An 18,454-nucleotide genomic window follows, 5' to 3' on the forward strand; every position below is an offset into this window, starting at 1 on the left:
GCGCGACGACGGCGTGCGCGACGCACTCCCTCGCGGGGTCAGCCGTCCGGGCGACTCGCGCGGCAGTGATCCAGCGCCCGCAGGAGGTCACTCGCACCGATCGGCTTGGTCAACAGGTCGTTGAAGCCGGCCTGTTCGGCCCGCTGGCGCGTGGCATCCGTGGCATCGGCGGTCACCGCAATCACCGGGATCGCGGCCAGCTCCGGCTCGGCCCGCAGCGCGCGCAGCACCTGAAAGCCATCCATCACCGGCAGGTTCAGGTCCAGCAGGATCAGCTTGGGCGGATCCCGCAGGGCCATGTCGAGTCCCTCGGCGGCGGATTCCGCCATGCGGCAGTCGGCCGCGCCCTGCTGTTTCAGCATCTCGCGCATCAGACGCTGGTTGGCATCGTGGTCCTCAATGCAGAGCACGCGGCAGTCGCCCGGCGCGCCGGAGCCGCCGGGCAGTGCCGCGTCGTCCCCGGTGCCGGACGGCATCCGGTCACGGGCCCGGGGCAGACGGAACCAGAAGGTACTGCCCTCTCCCGGCACGCTGTCGACCCCGATCTCGCCCCCCATCAGGTCCACCAGATTGCGGGTAATGGCGAGCCCGACACCGCTGCCCTCGATCCCCTGTTGGTCGGCCGCCAGTCGCTCGAACGGCTGGAACAGCCGCCGGCACTGCTCCGCGTTCAGCCCCGGCCCGCTGTCGTGGATCGCGATCCGAACCTCGGCCTCTGACGGCTCGCAGCTCACGCGTACGCTTCCGCCGGGCCGGTTGTACTTGATCGCGTTGGAGAGCAAGTTCAGGAGCACCTGCTTCAGACGCCGCGGATCGGCCTCCAGCATGACTTCGGGCAACTGATCCGGCTCCAGCTCCACCCGATACTCGCGTGCCACCGGCGCAAGCAACGACAGGCAGTCCTCCAGCACGGGACCCGGCGCCACCGGCTCCGGATCGACCTGCATGCGACCGGCCTCGATCCGGGCCAGGTCCAGGATCTCGTTGATCAGGTCCAGCAGGTGCCGGCCGGCGCGCGTGATCTCGTCCAGGTAGCCACGCTGCTGGTCCTCCAGCGCGGGATCGCTCTCCAGCAGCTGGGCAAAGCCGAGCACCGCGTTCATGGGCGTACGCAGCTCGTGGCTCATGTTGGAGAGGAAATCCGACTTGGCGCGGTTGGCTGCCTCGGCCGCCTCGCGGGCGCGATGGAGCTCCGAGCGGCGACGCAACTCATCGGTGAAATCGCTGAAGATATTGAAACCGTACTGCGGCTCGCCGCGGTCATCGCGCACCACGCCGATGTTGCTGGCCGTAATGAACACGGCCCCGCTGGCACAGCGCTGGGGCAGTTTGCCCGTCCAGGAACCGCCCTCGGTCAGGACGCGGTCGATCTCCCGCGCCTCTTTCGAGTTCTCCTCCGGGATGATTCCCAGCTCGTGGAAATCCCGACCCAGAAGCTCCTCGGCACGGTAGCCCAGCATCTCCAGCGCGGCTGCATTGGAGTAAACATAGCGGCCCTCGCGATCGACCACCGATATGCCCTGTTCGGAGGATTCGAAGATGCGCTGGAACAGCGCCAGGTGCTCCTGGGCCTCGTGCAGCTCGGTGATGTCCTGCAAGCTCCCACCGACGTGTGTCAGCTGACCCCTGGCATCGAAGCTGCCGCTCGCGATCATGTGCACATGGCGGATGCGACCGCCGGGCAAGCGCACCCGATGACCGACCTCGTGGTGGCCAGGCTCGCTCAGGCCATCCAGGAACGTCGCGATCTGATCGCGGTCCTCCGGGTGCACCAGGGCCAGGTACTCGTCACGCTCGAGAGGCGCGTCTCCGGCATCCATCCCGAAGATCTCGTGGATTACCCGGGACCAGGTGATCAGTCCGCTGGTCGCATCCAGCTCCCAGTTGCCGATGCGCGCCAGACGTTGGGACTCCAGCAACCGGGTGGACAGCTGGGACAGCGCCAACTCGGAACTCTTGCGCTTGGTGATGTCCTGCATCACACCCAGCATGTACAGGACCTCGCCATTCGGGCCCCGAACGACATCGCCGCGTTCCAGCAACCAGTGTTCGGAACCATCCGGCCAGATGACCCGGTGCTCCAGCTCGAGGTAGGACCCGCGGCGCAAGCTGCTGGCGATGGCGTTGCGCACCCGCGCGCGGTCATCGGGGTGCACCGCCTTCATGAAATTGGAGACGGTTGGTTCCATCCCGCCTTCGGGGTAGCCCAGAAGCGGCGGAATGCGTTCCGACCAGCCCAGCGCCTCCTGGTCCGGCGTCCATTCCCAGGTTCCCATGTTGGCGAAGATCTGGCTGGAGCGCAGGCGATGCTCCTGATGCTTCACATGGGTGATTTCGGTGCGGATGGATACGTACTGATACGGCCGGCCGTTGCTTCCAAGATACGGGACTATCGTGGTCTCTACCCAGTACAGCGAGCCGTCGCGCGCGCGATTGCACACCTCGCCCTGCCAGACGCGGCCGGACGCAACGGTAGACCACAGTTCGGCGTAGAACTCCGGTGGATGCTGCCCGGACTTGAGAATGCGGTGGTTGCGCCCCATCAGCTCGGACACGGCGTAACCACTGACCCGCGAGAACCGATCGTTGGCGTAGATGATGTTGCCGGCGACATCGGCAATACTGACCAGGGCGTGTTCGTTGAGCGCGACGTGCTCGCGCTCGCGCTCGTACAGCGCATCGCGATAGGACTGGCTGACCCCGTCGATCTGGCGCAACTGGCGCGCCCGAGCGGTGATCGCCGCCGCAACACGGGCCGGTTCCACCGGCTTCAGGAACACACCAGCGACCCCCGGGTGCAGGGTCATCAGGTGGTTCACCCGGCCCGGATCCTCGGTCAACAGCAGCAACGGAACCACGCCCCCGGTATCCCGGGTTCGCAGAAGCGCGACAAAGGATTCCACCGGTTCTGCCAGCCTCTGCAGATCGAAGACGACCACGTCCACTCGGGTTTCCTCCAGCTGCCGCCGGAGCGCCTCCGGGTCCGACGCGGTGGCCACGCCCAGACCAACGCCCGTCAGATACGGCTCGAGGCCACCGTCTGTCGCGTCATTCGTGACCAGCAGGACGCGATAGTCGGAGTCCACGATCAGGCCACCGATCTGCATCAGCTGCTCGATCAGGGTGTCGGTGGCTAGCGGGTGGTCGAGGCAGCGCGCCACCCCTTGGCGCACACATTCCAGACGCGCGCCGGGGCTCCAGCTGTGCGCAACGGCCAGCACGGGAAGGCCGCTGCCCAGCGCGGTCCCCAAACCGGGCAGCCCACCGCCATCCGCGGCCACGGCATCGGCGCACAGAACGACCGCGGAAAAGGGATCATCGTCGGAGGCGACATCGGAACCGGAGACATCGGCCGCGCCGCGGGTCACGCGAAAGCCCTGTTCGTCCAGCATGCGGGCGACTTCGTGACCGACCTCGCCACCGTCGTCGATCACCCGCACCCGCGATGCGGCCGCGCACCCGCCCAGCGGCTGCACGCGGGCCTGCGCCACGGGGCGCGCGCGTTGCCGATAGGCCTCGACACTGGTGGCCAGGCGCCGGACCCCGGCGTGAATGAGGTCGCGGTCCGGACCGGCGGGGGCACGGCGGACACCGGCCACGGCCGATCGCAACGCGTCGGCCACACTGCGGATCAACCCGACATCGAAGATCTGGGCGGCCTGCGCCAGGGTCTGGGCCTCGCGGTACAGCGTGGTCAGCCGGTCGCCATCCTGGGCCGAACCGTCGAGGGCCCGGGACAGCCGCTCCAGTTCCGCAACCCGCTGGGCCAGGGACTCGAGAAACTCGCCCCGCAAACGCGCCAGCCCCGGCGATGCCGGGGCCGGGTTCACGGCCGTTGGCTGTAACGAATGCAACGGGTCAGTTCGGCGGGCCGCCCGGGTTGATGTCCTTGTCTTTCACGATGAAGTAGACCCCGATGGCGGCCAGACCCATCCACATGAGCAGCGCGAACACCCCGAGGACCTCCCAGAGCGTCACGAAGAAAAACAGCATGATGGCGGCAGCACCAAGGAAGATATTGCCGATCACGAAATTGGACGGCCGGCGGGATTCATTGTCGGGCATGGACGGCTCCGGTGCAGGCGCCTGGAGCGACGCCAGTGAACGCTACTGTTTCTTGTAGGGGGTAAAGTCGAATTCCCCGGCGGTCATGTCGTCCCACAGATCGCTCTGCAGTACGGCCAGCAGCTTGAACAGCTTGCGCAGTTCGGGGTCCTCCATGAAGCGCTGGTCCTCGCTGGCTTTCAGCACCTCGACCAGGGTGGCGCACTGCTCACGGCTGATCCCGAGGACATTCAGGCCGTTCTCTCCCATCTCGACATCCATCGAGCGACTCCCATTCGGTTAGATGGCGCCGATTGTAGCCGGTCGCGCACCGATGGCGAAAACGCCGGACTCCGTCCACGTCATTGCGAGGCCCCGCAGGGGCCGTGGCAACCTCCGGACGAACCCCCACGTTCGCCCCCGCCGGCGTCCGGGTCGCCCACAGAGATCGCCACGTCGCTACGCTCCTCGCGATGACGGTACCCGCTACCCCCGTCGTTGCGAGGCCCCGAAGGGGCCGTGGCAATCTCCCTACGAAACCCCAGACGTCCGACCGGGCCGGCGTCCGGGTCGCCCACGGAGATCGCCACGTCGCTGCGCTCCTCGCGATGGCCGGTTTGGCTTACGCCGTCTGGGCGCGGATCAGGTCGACCCGGGTGCGCACGTACAGGTAGTACAGCACCGGGATGATCACCAGCGTCAGCAGCGTGGAGACGAACACGCCGAAGATCAGCGAGATCGCCAGGCCGGAGAAGATCGGGTCGTCGAGAATAAACCCGGCCCCGACCATCGCCGCCAGGCCGGTCAGCACGATTGGCTTGGCGCGCACCGCGCCGGCGTGCACCACCGCCTCGATCACATCCACGCCGCGGCGAATCTCCTCGTTGATGAAGTCCACCAGCAGGATGGAGTTGCGCACGATGATCCCGGCCAGCGCGATCATCCCGATCATCGAGGTTGCGGTGAACTTGGCGTCCATGAAGAAGGCATCCATGAAGGCATGCCCCGGCATCACCCCGATTACGGTCAGCGGGATCGGCGCCATGATGATCAGCGGCACCATGTACGAGCGGAACTGCGCCACCACCAGCAGATAGATCAGGAGCAGCCCCACCGAGTAGGCGATCCCCATGTCGCGGAAGGTCTCGTAGGTCACCTGCCACTCGCCGTCCCACTTCAGCGAGAAGTTGTAGGGGTTGTCCGGCTGACTGATGAACAGCTGCTCCAGCGGCTCGTCGTAGGCCATGGGCTGGTCGCGCAGGCCGAAGAACATGTCGAACATGCCGTACAGCGGGCTATCCAGCCCACCGGCCAGATCACCCATCACGTAGACCACCGGCAGCAGGTTCTTGTGGTGGATGGAGTGCTCGAGACTCGAGTCGACCACGTTGACGACCTCGGACAGCGGCACCAGCGTGCCGTCGCGCGAGCGCACCTTGAGCCCGAGCACCGGGTCCAGGCTGCCCTTCTCGGCCTGATCGAACTCCAGCCGCACGGGGACCGCATATTTCACGTTGGAGCCGTAGAGATACGTCACGTCCTCGCCCGACAGCGAGGTCGAGATCGCCTGCACCACCGCCTGCTGTGACACCCCCAGGCGCGCGGCCCGTTCGCGGTCGACCTGCAGAATCTTCTTCTGCCCCGGATACTCGACCGAATCATCGATGTCGGTGATGTCGCCGGTGTTCTCGAAGCGCTCGCGCACCTGCCGGGCGATCTCGATCTGGCCGTCATAGTCCGGGCCGTAGATCTCGGCGACGATCGGCGACATCACCGGCGGACCCGGTGGAACCTCGACCACCTTGACCGCCGCGCCATGCCGATCGGCGATCGCGTTGATCGCCTCGCGCACGCCCAGGGCCACCGCGTGGCTCTTGCGATCGCGCTCGTACGAGCCGACCAGGTTCACCTGAATGTCGCCGACGTGCGAACCCTCGCGCAGGTAGTACTGACGCACCAGGCCGTTGAAGTTGATCGGCGCCGCGGTGCCCGCGTAGGTCTGCACGTTGTGCACCTCGGGGACCGTCTTCAGGTAGTCGCCCATCTCCGCCAGCACGCGGGAGGTGCGCTCCAGGCTGGTGCCTTCCGGCATGTCCAGTACCACCTGGAACTCCGACTTGTCGTCGAACGGCAGCATCTTCATGACCACCAGCTGGAAGTACGCCAGCGACACCGAGGCCAGGATCAGCACCAGGGTGCCCAACCACAGCGCGAGGCGAGCGGTCTTCTTGCGTCCGCCAGTACCAAGGAAGGGCAGCAGCAGGGTGTTGAAGATCTTCATCAGCCCGGCCGAGGCGCTCTCGCCCTCCGCGCCATGACCACCACTGGCCGGCGCGGCATGTTCATGCTTCTCGGCCTGGCGGCGCAGGACCTTGTAGGTCAGCCAGGGCGTGACCACGTAGGCCACCGCCAGCGAGATGATCATCCCCATCGAGGCGTTGATCGGAATCGGACTCATGTACGGGCCCATCAGCCCGGTCACGAAGGCCATCGGCAGCAGCGCGGCGATCACCGCAAAGGTCGCGAGAATCGTCGGTCCGCCCACCTCGTCCACCGCAAGCGGAATCGCCTCGATGAACTTCTTGCCGCCCTTGGCCATGTGCCGGTGGATGTTCTCGACCACGACGATGGCGTCATCCACCAGTATCCCGATGGAGAAGATCAGCGCGAACAGCGACACGCGGTTGAGCGTGAAGCCGTAGGCCCAGGAGGCGAACAGCGTGATCGCCAGGGTGATCACCACCGCCACGCCAACGATAAACGCCTCGCGCCAGCCAAGCGCGATCCACACCAGGATGACGACCGAGGCGGTTGCCAGAATCAGCTTCTGGATCAGCGTGTTGGCCTTGTCGTCCGCGGTCTGTCCGTAATTGCGGGTAATGGTCGTCTCGATGCCGTCCGGGATGTAGGTCCCGCGCAACTGCTCCAGCCGCTCGACCAGGGCATCGGCGATATCCGGGGCGTTGGTCCCCGGCTGTTTGGCAATGGCCACCGTGACCGCCGGATGGCTCTCGCCCAGGCGCGCGCGATCCCCCGCGGCCGCGCCATGGGCAAAGCGCACGTGTTCGGTGGCATAGGCCGGACCCTGTACCACCTCGGCAACATCCGAGAGGTAGACCGGGCGATCCTCGTGCATCCCGACCACCAGGCTGGCGAAGGCCTCGGGTTCGGTAATAAAGTCGCCGGCCTGGACCAGGATTTCCTCGTCGTCGTGGTACAGCTGCCCGGCGTCACGCGAGAAGTTCGAGGCCTGCAGGCTGTCGCGCAGGTCGTCCACCGACAGGTTGTGGGCCGCCAGGGTCTCCGGCTTGAAGCGCACATGCACCACGTGATCGGGCCCACCGACGGTGTAGATGTCGCGGGTGCCCGGTACGCGCTTGAGCTCGGCCTCGATGCCGTGCGCCACGCGCAGCAGGTCGTGCCCGCCGCGCTCGGGGTCCTCGGTCCACAGGGTCACGTTGACGATCGGCACATCGTCGATCCCCATCGGCTTGATGATCGGCTCGCCGACCCCCAGACCCGGCGGCAGCCAGTCCTGGTTGGAGAACACCTGGTTGTACAGGCGCACCAGGGCCGCGGTGCGATCCTCGCCGACCTCGAACTGGATGGTGATCTGCGCCATGTTCGGGCGCGAGACGGAATAGATGTCGTCGATGCCCTCGATCTCCGAGAGCACCTGTTCGGCCGGCGTGGCCACCAGCTGGGCCACCTCCTGCGCGCTCGCCCCCGGGAACGGGATGAACACATCGGCCATGGTCACGTTGATCTGCGGCTCTTCCTCGCGCGGCGTGACCAGGATCGCGAACAACCCCAGCAGCAGACCGATCAGGGCCAGCAGCGGGGTGATCTGGGTAGTCAGGAAGGCCTTGGCAATGCGCCCGGAGATCCCCATGCGCTCGGACGCCCCCTCCGTGCCGGCATCGCTCATCGGTTCACCTGCTGATGTTCCTTCAGATAGATCTGCGCATGCACCGGATCCAGCGCCACGCGTTCATCGTCGTCCAGACCGCCGAGGATCTCGATCATGCCGTCATGCTGGCGCCCGACCCGCACCTGGCGGAACGCGACCCGATCGTCCTCATCGACGACGTACACGGCGATAACCTCGCTGCGATAGACCACGGCCTCCACCGGCACCAGCAGGCGTTCAACGTCCTCCACCACGAAAGCGGTCTTCACGAACATGCCGGGGAACAGGCCGAGATCCTGCTGCTCCGGCAGGTTCACGCGAATCCGGAAGGTGGAGCTGGCCGGATCGGCATAGGGGAAGATAGTCAGACTCTCGGCCGCCACCCGGTCCCCGTTCAGCAGGACCTCGGCACTGCGCCGCTCGCGCACGTTGTGGATCAAGCGCTGCGGCACATCCACGGCAACGCGCAACTGATCCAGGCTGATCCCGGACAACAGCGGTGAGCCCGGGCTGACCGACTCGCCGACCTCGACATGACGCTCGGTGACGATCCCGGAATACGGCGCATACACCTCGGTGTAGCCGAGCTGCTCGCGGGCCTCCTCGACCCGGCCTTCGGCCGAGCGCAGGCGGGCACGCGCCGACCCCAGCGCGGCCTCGGCGCGGTCGAACTCGGAGCGCGAGACCACCCCCCGCTCGAACACATCCTCAATCCGGGCGAACTCCGAACGCGCCTCGTTGAAGCGGGCGCGGGCGTCGGCCAGATCCCCCTCCGCCTGGCTTACACGGGCCTGCTGCTCGGTATCGCTGACCCGCACCAGGAGCTCGTCGACCTCGACGAAGTCATCCACGTCCACGTAGAGCTCGCGGACGCGCCCGGAGGTCTGGGCGGAGATCGTGGACCGCTGCACCGCCTCGACGCGGCCATCCAGGATACGTTCCTGGGCAATCGTCTGGCGTTCCGCGGTGGCCGTGTCGAACGGTAGCTCCGCCTGGGCCGCAAACGGCAACAGCAGCAGGGCCCACAGGGTGTGGCGCATCCGGGTTCGTGTCATGGGGTCTTTCCTTGCTTGGTGAGGTCGCCGGGGATGGGCCGTCTCGCACTCGTCCCGGCCCCATATATTAGCTTTTTCTAATTTATTATTTCCTGATGCCGAACGCAATCCGGGCGCATCCGCCCGCGACCGGTCCGCTCCCTCGCTGCGAGTATAGCCACCCTGACAAGGGTTTCACCCACCCCGGCGACTCGCCGGGACGCTGCAGCGCACCCGCGCTCCCCGTATCATGGCGACCGATCCGGGAACCACACAAGATCTGGAGGACGCCATGCCGCTGCTGCGAGTCGAGACCAATACCGCCCTGCCGGACGATGCTACCGGCCTCAGCCAGCGCCTGTCCGCGGAGGTCGCCGACTGGCTGGGCAAGCCCGAGGGCTACGTGATGGTGGCCTGCACGCATAATCCGGCCATGTGCTTTGGCGGCAGTACCGATGCGCTCGCCTACTGCGAGCTCAAGAGCATCGGCCTGCCCGAGGGCCTGACCCGCGAGCTGTCGCGCAAGCTGTGCGACGCCCTGCAGGCAGAGCTGGGTATCGAACCCGCCCGCGTGTACATCGAATTCGCCGACGCCCCGCGCCACTTCTGGGGCACCAACGGCACCACGTTCTGAACCCTTTCCAGCCATCAACCACGGACTGCCCCCGATGCGCGTCTCGCAATTCCCGCTGAACACCCTGAAGGAAACCCCGGCCGACGCCGAGATCGTCTCCCACCAGCTGATGCTGCGCGCCGGCTACATCCGCCGGCTGGCCTCCGGGCTGTACACCTGGCTGCCACTGGGGCTGCGCGTGCTGCGCCGGGTCGAGGGCATCGTGCGCGAGGAGATGAACCGCGCCGGCGCGCTGGAGGTGCTGATGCCGGCGGTGCAGCCCGCCGAGTTGTGGCAGGAATCCGGCCGCTGGGACTTCTACGGCGCCGAGCTGCTGCGCCTGAAGGACCGCCACGACCGGGACTTCTGCTTCGGCCCGACCCACGAGGAGGTCATCACGGACCTGGTACGCCGCGAGGTCCGCAGCTACCGCCAGCTGCCGATCAACTACTACCAGATCCAGACCAAGTTCCGCGACGAGCGCCGCCCGCGCTTCGGGATCATGCGCGCGCGGGAATTCCTGATGAAGGACGCCTACTCGTTCCACATCGACGGCGACTCGCTGGCCGAGACCTACCGCCAGATGCACGCCGCCTACACCCGCATCTTCGAACGCTGCGGGCTGGACTTCCGCGCGGTGGAGGCCGACACCGGCGCCATCGGCGGCAATGCGTCGCACGAATTCCACGTCCTCGCCAGCTCCGGCGAGGACGCCATCGCCTTCTCCCCGGCCGGCTTCGCCGCCAACGTCGAACTGGCCCCCTGCCCGAAGCCGGACCCGGCCCCGGCACCCGGCGCGGAGATGGCGAAGATCGCCACGCCCGACGTACACACCATCGACGAGCTGGCAAAGTTCCTGAACATCCCGACCGAGCAGACGGTGAAGACCCTGGTGGTCGCGGCCTCCGACGAGATCGACACCGACCTGGTCGCCATCGTGCTACGTGGCGACCACGAACTGAACGCGGTCAAGGCCGAGAAGCACCCCTGGATCGCCGAGCCGCTGCGCATGGCCGAGGCGGCCGAGATCCGTACCGCCTTCGGCGCCGACCCCGGCTCGCTGGGCCCGGTGGACAGCCCGATCCCGGTGCTGGCCGACCAGGCGATGCTGGGCATGGCCGACTTCGTGGTCGGCGCCAACGAAGACGGCCATCACCTGACCGGCGTGAACTGGGGCCGTGACCTCCCGCAGCCGGAGACCGCCGACCTGCGCAACATCACCGAGGGCGAACCAGCCCCCGATGGCTCCGGTCCGATCGAGATCCGTCGCGGCATCGAGGTCGGCCACATCTTCCAGCTGGGCGACAAGTACAGCCAGGCCCTGGGCGCCCGAGTGCTGGACGAGGACGGCCGCGAGCAGGTCGTGACCATGGGCTGCTATGGCATCGGTGTCTCGCGCGTCGTGGCGGCGGCCATCGAGCAGAACTCCGACGAGCGCGGCATCTGCTGGCCCACCGCCATCGCGCCCTTCGACATCGCCCTGTGCCCGATCGGCGCGAAGAAATCCCAGCGCGTACGCGAGGCGGCGGAAAAGCTCCACGACGATCTGCAGGCGGCCGGCTTCGAGGTCCTGCTGGACGACCGCGGACAGCGCCCCGGCGTGATGTTCGCCGACATGGAGCTGATCGGCATCCCGCACCGAATCGTCATCGGCGAACGCGGCCTGGACGCCGGCGAACTCGAATACCAGGACCGCCGCGCCCCCGAGGCCGAACACCTGCCGCTCGACAACCTGATCGACACCCTGCGCGAACGGCTGCGGGGATGAGGCACGCGCTTTGTCTGCGGTTCATGATGTGCTGATCCGAAACGCCGCCACGCGCGGCAAGCGCCGGGTGCAATGGAACACATAGCGTTCACGCTGGAGATGGGGATCGTGTTCGGCCTGCTGGGGCTGACGATCCTGCTGTTCGTGACCGAGGTGATCCGGATCGACCTCGCGGCGCTGAGTGTGCTGTTCCTGCTGGGGATGGTCGCGCTGGTGCCGGGGGTCGCGCCGATCGTCGAGGGCGAGGCACTCTTCTCCGGCTTTGCCTCGAACGCGGTCATCGCGATCATCGCGGTCATGATCATCGGCACGGGGCTGGACCGCTCCGGAGTGATGAACCGCCTGGCGGACCTGATCCTGCGGTTTGGTGGGAAGACGGAACGCCGGGTGATGGCGACCACCTCGGGCGCCGTGGGCATCGTGACCAGCTTCATGCAGAACATCGGCGCGGCCGCGCTGTTCATGCCAGTGATCAACCGCATTGGTGCCGCCGCCCGCATCCCGCGCTCGCGCCTGCTGATGCCGATGGGTTTTGCCGCGATCGTCGGGGGCACACTCACGCTGGTCGCCTCCAGCCCGTTGATCCTGCTCAACGACCTGCTACCCGGGGATGTCGAGGGTTTTGGCCTCTTCGACGTGACGCCCATCGGGCTGGCCCTGCTGGCCACCCTGATCCTGTACTTCGCGGTGCTCGGGAAATGGGTTCTGCCCGCCCGCGACCCGCAGACGGAAGACCCGGACGAGAGCCGGGTGCAGACCACTTCCGCCTGGTTCCGCGAGGTCTATGGCATGGACTTCGGCGTGCGCGAGGCGCGCCTGGGCGAGGACAGCTCGCTGGCCGGACGCACGGTGGGCGACTTCGAGGCGGCCTTTGGCGTACATGTCGTCGGCGTGACCAGCGATGACGAGACCCGCATCGAACCCAACCGCGACGTGGAACTGAAGCGCGGGGCGCACCTGGCCATCCTCGGACCGGTCACCACCATCGAGAAGACCTGCGACAGTACCGGGACCGTCCTCAAGGACGAGCTGGATGTGTTTGCGCGCGTGCTGTCGGCCCGCCATGGCGGGATCGCCGAGGTTATCGTGCCGCCCGGCTCGGAGCTGATCGGACAGACCGTGCGCGACAAGGGCATGCGCCGCACCTACGGCATCTCGGTCCTGCGCATCCAGCGCGGCGACGACCTGATCATCGAAGAGGTCCCGGACACCCCGCTGAAGGCCGGTGACACGCTGGTGGTGCATACCCCATGGGAGCACCTGCAGGCGCTGGAGGACAACCGTGACTTCGTGGTGGTGACCAGCCGCTATCCGCGGCGCAAGCAGGAGGCCTCGAAGACCCACCGGCCGCTGGCTGCGCTCGGGTCGCTCGCGCTGGGGCTGGGGCTCGTGCTGTTCACCGACCTGCCGCTGGCGCTGGCCCTGCTGGGCGGCGCACTGGGGATGATTTTCAGCGGCGTCATCAGCATGGACGAGGCCTATCGCGGCATCAGCTGGAAGACGGTGTTTCTGCTGGCCTCGCTGATCCCGCTGGGGCTTGCGGTGGAGAACTCCGGCGCCGGGGAGTGGATCGCGACCAACGGCATGCAGCAGCTGGAGGGGATGCCGGTCTGGGTATTGCAGGTCGCGGTCTTCCTGTTGACCACCTTCTTCACGCTGGTGATGTCGAATGTGGGTGCCACCGTGCTGCTGGTGCCGCTGGCGGTCAGCTTCGCGAGCGTCGCCCAGGGCATGGGCATCGATGCCGATCCGCGGGTCTTTGCACTGATCGTCGCGATCGCCGCCTCCAACTCGTTCATCCTGCCCACCCACCAGGTCAACGCCCTGATCCTGGACCCCGGCGGCTACCGCGTGGCCGACTACCTGCGCGCCGGCTCCCTGATGACCGTGCTCTTCATGGTCGTCTCGCTGCTCGTGATCAACCTGATCTTCTGAGCCCGGTTCAGCCCCGATACAGCCTGAACGGAGAGACTGGCGGCAGCGCCCCTGCACCGGAACCCGATATGGCCGAAACCCTTCATCGAATGTTCCCCTTGGCAGCCGCATTCATGGCGCTGCTTCTGGCCGCCTGCAGCCCGCGGATCTACGGGGTAAGCGAGGAACAGTGGGACACGATGGGCGAGGCCGAGCGTGTCGAGGCCATCCGCGCCTGGGAGTCGGTGCAGAAGGCGCGCGAGGCTCGCCTGCAGGCCGAGGCCGAGCAGGAGGCGGCGCTGGCGGCCGAACGCGCAGCGCAGGTCGCCGCGCTCCGCAGCGGCGATGCGGGACTGCCGGGGGACCTGATCCGTGTCAGCCTGCGCGGCGGGGCCCTGCGCATCGGCGGTCGCGAACGGGCGCTGGAGCCGACCAGCTTTTCCCTTGCCAGTGGCGAGACCCGCAGCATCGAGGTCCACGCCGAGCGCTATCGCAGCGAGCTCGAGGTCGCCTATGAAGACGGCCTCTTGCTGATCGACCTGCCGCGCCATTCCCGCACCGGGGCCGCACGCGTCGCCTGGGACGGCGACTGGATGCAGGGGGCCGAGTCCCGCATTCGTTCGGACGGGCCACACCGGCTGCGCGACGTGCGTGCCTTCGTCCAGGTCATTCCGCCACCGGGCCGCCCGCTGCGGCGCTACTGACGCGCCATCGGGTCAACCGGTGGAGAAGTCGCCCGGCGCCGGGTCGGGCGGCGGCAACTCCTCGGCCTCCACCGCGTCCACCCGCGCCATACGCGGGCCGTCCGCCAGCCACTCCTCCAGCGCGTCCAGTGCCTTGCGCGGACCCACGGCCAGCACCTCCACGCTGCCGTCCGGTTCGTTGCGGGCATAACCGGTCAGGTGCAGGCGTTTCGCCTCGTCGCGGGTGGACGCGCGGAAGAACACGCCCTGTACCTGGCCGCTCACACGCCAGCGGCGGGCATGGTTATCATTGGTCTCCGTCATTTGTTGTCCTCCGGAGTGGATTCATGTCCGATGCCCCTACGCTGTACCACAACCCGCGCTGCAGCAAGTCGCGTGCGACCCTGGCGCTGCTGCGCGAACAGGGCGTGGAACCGCAGATCGTCGAATACCTGAAGACCCCGCCGGACGCGGCCACCCTGCGCGCGATCGTGGACAAGCTCGGCATTGCGCCACGCGACCTTCTGCGCACCGGCGAGGCGGAATACCGCGAGCTGGGCCTGAAGGATGCCGAGATGGACGACGAAGCGCTGATCCAGACCATGGTCCAGCACCCGAAACTGATCGAGCGCCCCATCCTCGTCCACGGCGACGACGCCCGTATCGGGCGCCCGCCGGAACAGGTCCTGGAGATCCTGTCGTGAGCGCCGCCCCCGAGATCCTCGTGCTGTACTACAGCCGTTATGGGGCGACGGCAGAACTGGCCCGCCACGTGGCCAGTGGCGTGGAGCGCGCCGGTGCGGTCGCCCGCGTGCGCACCGTCCCGCCGGTGAGCACCAACATCGCCGGCGACGCCCCGGCGGTCCCCGCCGACGGCCCGCCCTACGCGGAGACCCGCGACCTCGAAGAATGCGCCGGGCTGGTGATGGGGTCGCCCACCCGCTTCGGCAACATGGCCGCGCCGCTGAAACACTTCCTTGATGGCACCAGCGGTCTCTGGGCCAGCGGCGGGCTGGTGGATCGGCCGTTCGGGCTGTTCACCAGCACGGCTACCCAGCATGGCGGGCAGGAAACCACCCTGCTGACCATGGCCATGCCGCTGATCCACCAGGGGATGCTGTGGGTGGGCGTGCCCTACACCGTGCCGGAACTGAGCACCACCACGAGCGGCGGCTCGCCCTATGGCGCCAGCCACGTCGCGGGGGGCCAGGGCGAACACCCGGTCACGCGCGACGAGCAGCGCATTGCCGGCGCGCTGGGCGAACGCGTCGGCCGCATTGCCCTGCGGCTCCAGGCCGGAGACGACGCATGATCCTCGCGGCCCGCGCGCTGGCGCTAATCGCCTACTTCGGCCTGCTCGGCGTGATCCTGATCTGGACAACCTGGATCGACCCGCCGGAGATCGTTCCGATCGCCGTGGCGCTGGTCGTGCTGGTCCTGCCGCTGATGTTCCCGCTGCGCGGCATGCTGCACGGACGCCGCTACACCCACGCCTGGTCCAGCCTGCTGGCGCTGGCCTACATCACCCTCGGTATCACGCTGGCCGCCGCGGCGGACGCCCGGCTCTACGGTGTGCTGATGACCACCGCCAGCCTCGCCTGGTTCGCCGGCTGCCTGCTCTACGTCAAGCTGGACGCCCGCCGCGCCCGCCAGATGGCTTCCTGACTTTTCCATCCACCACGAAGCGCACGCAGAAGGGCAAGGGCGTCTCACAGGAAATAAGGCGGTTCTGGATGGGGCGCCGCGGGCGCAAGGACCTTCAGGGCTGCCGCCTCCGTTGCCCGTCATCCCGGCCGGAGCGCAGCGCAGAGCCGGGATCTCCGGCGCAGGACAACCAGATCCCGGATCACCGCTGCGCGGTGTCCGGGATGACGGACATCGGCGGGGCACTGCACACCGCGATGGCGTTCCGGGCGATCGACTCCAACCAATAAGTCCTTTCTTCCGTCATGCCTGCCTTTCAGCAAAAAACGCCCTTGACGTTGCCCTTCTTCGTGCCTTCGTGCGCTTCGCGGTAAAAATCACAAACGCGCGAGCTGGTCGCGGACGAAGGGGATGGTCAGGCGCCGCTGCTCGGCCAGGGCGGCCAGGTCCAGGCGGTCCAGCAGCTCCAGTAGCGCCACCAGGTCGCGGCGGTAGTGGCGCAACAGATATTCGGCCACCGCCTCCGGCAGCTCCAGCCCGCGCAACACCGCGCGCTGGGCGAGGATGCGCTTGAGGTCGTCCTCCTCCGGCGCCTGCATGCGGAACACCGGCCCCCAGGCGAGGCGCGAGGTCAGATCCGGCAGGCCACTGCCCAGCCCGTCCGGCGCGTACGCGGCTGCCAGCAGCACCCGGCAGCCGCCATCGCGAAGTCGATTCAGCAGCCCGAACAGGGCCTCGTCCCAGTCGCCCTGCCCGACCACCGCGTCGAGACCGTCCAGCGCAACCAGGCGGGCGCGCTCAAGCCCATCCAGCACCGCCAGCGGCGGCGCGGTCACCAGTTCGGCCAGCGGCAGATAGGCCACGGGCTCGCCGCGTTCGTGACCCTGGTGGCAGGCGGCCTGCAGCAGATGGGTCTTGCCCAGGCCCACCGGGCCGTGCAACAGAATCTGTGGCTCGGTCATCCCGGTCCCGATCGAGAGGGCCTCCACCGCGTCCCGCGCGAGGCGGTTGCCGCCGGGATAGAAACTGGCAAAGCGCGAGGCGTCGCGCAGGCGCAAATCCAGCGGGAGCTGGTGCTGCGGCGCAGCATTGCCTCCCTGCCCCGTCGTCATGAGCCTCCGCCCCCTGTATCCACGGGCGCATCCTCGGCATTCAGCCGCCGGTAGTGCGCCAGGGTATGGCGCACCCCCACGGCCAGGACCGCCGCCACCGGCAACGCCAGCAGCACGCCGAAGAACCCGAACAGCTGGCCGCCCGCCAGCACGGCAAAGATCACCGCGACCGGGTGCAGCCCGGTACGGTCCCCCACCAGCCAGGGGGTCAGGACCATGGACTCCAGCACCTGGGCAATGGCGAAGATCACCAGCACGATCAGCAGCAGGCTCCAGCCGTCGCCCTGCACCAGCGCCGCGGCGGTGGCCAGCAGCACGCCAACGATCACGCCCACGTAGGGAATGAAGCTCACCAGCCCCGCGATCAGGCCGATCGCCAGCCCCATCTCGATTCCCGCCACGGTCAGGGTGACGGCGTAGAACAGGCCGAGCGCCAGCATCACCAGCAACTGCCCGCGCAGGAAGGCCCCCAGGGTCTCGTCCGACTCCGCGGCGAAGGTCAGCACCGCCGGGCGCCAGGCCTGCGGCAGTAGATCCCGCAGGCCGTCCAGCAGCCGCGGCCAGTCGCGCAGCAGATAGAAGCTCACCACCGGGATCAGCACCACGTTAAGCACCCCCAGCACCAGCGCGCCAGTCGAACTGCCGATCCATTGCAGCACGCCCCCGGCCAGCCCGCCGGCCTCGCGCCAGTGGTCCGCCACCAGCCCCTGCAGCGCGCTGGCATCCAGCGGCGGCAGGGAATCCCCGGCCAGATCCTCCAGCCGCGGGCGCACCTGATCGTCGAACCAGCCGAGGATTTGCGGCATCGCCAGCGTAAGCCGCTCGACCTGGGCGATCGCCAGCGGGATCAGGATCAGGATCAGCGCCGCCAACCCCAGCATCACCAGCAGGAAGATCACCACGGTCGCCAGGGTGCGCGAGCGCCCCGTGCGCGCAACCAGCCGGGTCACCAGCGGGTTGAACAGGTAGCCGATCAGCAGGGCTGCGACGAAGGGCGTGAGGATGGGCGCCAGCAGGTACAGCGCTCCACCAAGGACCAGCAGCCCAACCAGGGCAGCCAGCGGGGCGGCTGAAAGCGGCCAGACATGGTCGCGGGTATCCGGATTCATGGCGTCCTCCCCGAGGTCCCTGCCGGATTCGTGTGTCCGTGCAGGTGACGCCAGGCATAAAATCCCCATTGCACGGTATAGGCCAGCCCGCTGGCCACGGTGGTGAAGGCCACGACGATCACCAGCAGTTGCACCCAGATCGGATCCAGCGCCAGCAGACCGACCTTCACGATGGCGACCAGTACCAGCGTGATCTGCAAAAAGGTGTTCACCTTGCTGATCAGCAGCGGCCGGATGGCCAGCGGGCCGACGAACACCCGGTACAGCGCGGAGCCCACGGTCAGCCAGACATCCCGCCCGACCACCAGCACCAGCAGCCACAACGGCAGTAGCCCGGACAGCGTCACCGCGACGTAGACCCCCAGCATCAGCAGCTTGTCCGCGGCCGGGTCCAGCCAGGCCCCGAGCCGTGTGTGCCAGCCGTAGCGCCGCACCAGCCAGCCATCCAGGGCGTCAGTCAGCCCGGCGATCGCCAGCAGCACCACCGCCACCACGTAGTGCTCCAGCGCCAGCAACCACACGATCGGCGGAATCAGCGCGATCCGGCCAATGGTGACGGCGTTGGGGATCTGGTGGCGAGGGAACATTCGATGAAAGTGGGCGCGAACCGAGGCCGGCGCGGA

Annotated in this window: 16 protein-coding genes; 7 read left to right on the forward strand and 9 right to left on the reverse strand. The window is 67.7% G+C overall.

Annotated elements, in window-relative coordinates; genetic code table 11:
- Nucleotides 1-38 precede the first annotated feature (38 nt).
- The 5 genes from G335_RS0104670 to G335_RS0104690 all read right to left on the reverse strand — a co-directional run bounded on the left by G335_RS0104670 (nucleotide 39) and on the right by G335_RS0104690 (nucleotide 8,994).
- Nucleotides 39-3,830 carry a PAS domain-containing protein gene (locus G335_RS0104670; RefSeq protein WP_018176041.1) on the reverse strand — a complete coding sequence of 1,264 codons (3,792 nt, stop codon included), beginning with the start codon at nucleotides 3,828-3,830 and terminating at the stop codon, nucleotides 39-41.
- Between the two features lie 28 nt (nucleotides 3,831-3,858).
- Entirely contained in the window at nucleotides 3,859-4,065 is a 207-nt protein-coding gene (locus tag G335_RS0104675; protein ID WP_018176042.1) for a hypothetical protein, read from the reverse strand.
- 42 nt (nucleotides 4,066-4,107) lie between these two features.
- Nucleotides 4,108-4,326: a hypothetical protein gene (locus tag G335_RS0104680; RefSeq protein WP_018143900.1), complete on the reverse strand. Its 219-nt coding sequence runs from the start codon at nucleotides 4,324-4,326 to the stop codon at nucleotides 4,108-4,110.
- 340 nt (nucleotides 4,327-4,666) lie between these two features.
- Nucleotides 4,667-7,972 carry an efflux RND transporter permease subunit gene (locus G335_RS0104685; RefSeq protein WP_018176043.1) on the reverse strand — a complete coding sequence of 1,102 codons (3,306 nt, stop codon included), beginning with the start codon at nucleotides 7,970-7,972 and terminating at the stop codon, nucleotides 4,667-4,669.
- Nucleotides 7,969-8,994, reverse strand: a complete 1,026-nt coding sequence (locus tag G335_RS0104690; protein WP_018143902.1) for an efflux RND transporter periplasmic adaptor subunit — start codon at nucleotides 8,992-8,994, stop codon at nucleotides 7,969-7,971. The genes G335_RS0104685 and G335_RS0104690 overlap by 4 nt, the downstream gene beginning before the upstream one ends.
- A 286-nt stretch (nucleotides 8,995-9,280) precedes the next feature.
- Between G335_RS0104690 and G335_RS0104695 the strand changes: the two genes are divergently transcribed.
- The 4 genes from G335_RS0104695 (at nucleotide 9,281) to G335_RS0104710 (ending at nucleotide 13,987) form a co-directional block, all read left to right on the forward strand.
- Entirely contained in the window at nucleotides 9,281-9,622 is a 342-nt protein-coding gene (locus tag G335_RS0104695; RefSeq protein WP_018143903.1) for a phenylpyruvate tautomerase MIF-related protein, read from the forward strand.
- A 34-nt stretch (nucleotides 9,623-9,656) separates the two neighbouring features.
- Nucleotides 9,657-11,369 carry a proline--tRNA ligase gene (locus G335_RS0104700; protein ID WP_018176044.1) on the forward strand — a complete coding sequence of 571 codons (1,713 nt, stop codon included), beginning with the start codon at nucleotides 9,657-9,659 and terminating at the stop codon, nucleotides 11,367-11,369.
- A gap of 72 nt (nucleotides 11,370-11,441) precedes the next feature.
- Nucleotides 11,442-13,304: an SLC13 family permease gene (locus tag G335_RS0104705; RefSeq protein WP_026181987.1), complete on the forward strand. Its 1,863-nt coding sequence runs from the start codon at nucleotides 11,442-11,444 to the stop codon at nucleotides 13,302-13,304.
- A gap of 68 nt (nucleotides 13,305-13,372) precedes the next feature.
- The gene (locus G335_RS0104710; protein ID WP_018176045.1) at nucleotides 13,373-13,987 is read left to right on the forward strand and encodes a hypothetical protein; all 615 of its coding nucleotides are present in this window, start codon (nucleotides 13,373-13,375) and stop codon (nucleotides 13,985-13,987) included.
- Nucleotides 13,988-13,999: 12 nt separating this feature from the next.
- Here the strand turns inward: G335_RS0104710 and G335_RS0104715 are convergent, their stop codons facing one another.
- On the reverse strand, nucleotides 14,000-14,290 hold the full coding sequence (locus G335_RS0104715; protein WP_018143907.1) for an acylphosphatase: 291 nt from the start codon (nucleotides 14,288-14,290) through the stop codon (nucleotides 14,000-14,002).
- A 23-nt stretch (nucleotides 14,291-14,313) separates the two neighbouring features.
- Between G335_RS0104715 and arsC the strand changes: the two genes are divergently transcribed.
- From arsC to G335_RS0104730, 3 genes are read left to right on the forward strand one after another with little or no spacing between them, the layout of a single operon-like run.
- Nucleotides 14,314-14,670 (forward strand): arsenate reductase (glutaredoxin), encoded by a 357-nt coding sequence (gene arsC / locus G335_RS0104720; RefSeq protein WP_018143908.1) that lies wholly within the window; start codon nucleotides 14,314-14,316, stop codon nucleotides 14,668-14,670.
- On the forward strand, nucleotides 14,667-15,278 hold the full coding sequence (wrbA, locus tag G335_RS0104725) for an NAD(P)H:quinone oxidoreductase (protein ID WP_018143909.1): 612 nt from the start codon (nucleotides 14,667-14,669) through the stop codon (nucleotides 15,276-15,278). Before arsC ends, wrbA begins: the two co-directional genes overlap by 4 nt.
- On the forward strand, nucleotides 15,275-15,631 hold the full coding sequence (locus tag G335_RS0104730; RefSeq protein ID WP_018143910.1) for a DUF2069 domain-containing protein: 357 nt from the start codon (nucleotides 15,275-15,277) through the stop codon (nucleotides 15,629-15,631). The genes wrbA and G335_RS0104730 overlap by 4 nt, the downstream gene beginning before the upstream one ends.
- A 356-nt stretch (nucleotides 15,632-15,987) precedes the next feature.
- Here the strand turns inward: G335_RS0104730 and hda are convergent, their stop codons facing one another.
- The 3 genes from hda to G335_RS0104750 are packed head-to-tail and all read right to left on the reverse strand — an operon-like array spanning nucleotide 15,988 to nucleotide 18,418.
- Nucleotides 15,988-16,722: a DnaA regulatory inactivator Hda gene (gene hda / locus G335_RS0104740; RefSeq protein WP_018143912.1), complete on the reverse strand. Its 735-nt coding sequence runs from the start codon at nucleotides 16,720-16,722 to the stop codon at nucleotides 15,988-15,990.
- The gene (locus G335_RS0104745; protein WP_018143913.1) at nucleotides 16,719-17,831 is read right to left on the reverse strand and encodes an AI-2E family transporter; all 1,113 of its coding nucleotides are present in this window, start codon (nucleotides 17,829-17,831) and stop codon (nucleotides 16,719-16,721) included. The genes hda and G335_RS0104745 overlap by 4 nt, the downstream gene beginning before the upstream one ends.
- Nucleotides 17,828-18,418 (reverse strand): CDP-alcohol phosphatidyltransferase family protein, encoded by a 591-nt coding sequence (locus tag G335_RS0104750; protein ID WP_018143914.1) that lies wholly within the window; start codon nucleotides 18,416-18,418, stop codon nucleotides 17,828-17,830. The genes G335_RS0104745 and G335_RS0104750 overlap by 4 nt, the downstream gene beginning before the upstream one ends.
- Nucleotides 18,419-18,454 lie beyond the last annotated feature (36 nt).

Source organism: Thioalkalivibrio sp. AKL8 (assembly GCF_000380525.1).
Classification (GTDB): domain Bacteria; phylum Pseudomonadota; class Gammaproteobacteria; order Ectothiorhodospirales; family Ectothiorhodospiraceae; genus Thioalkalivibrio; species Thioalkalivibrio versutus.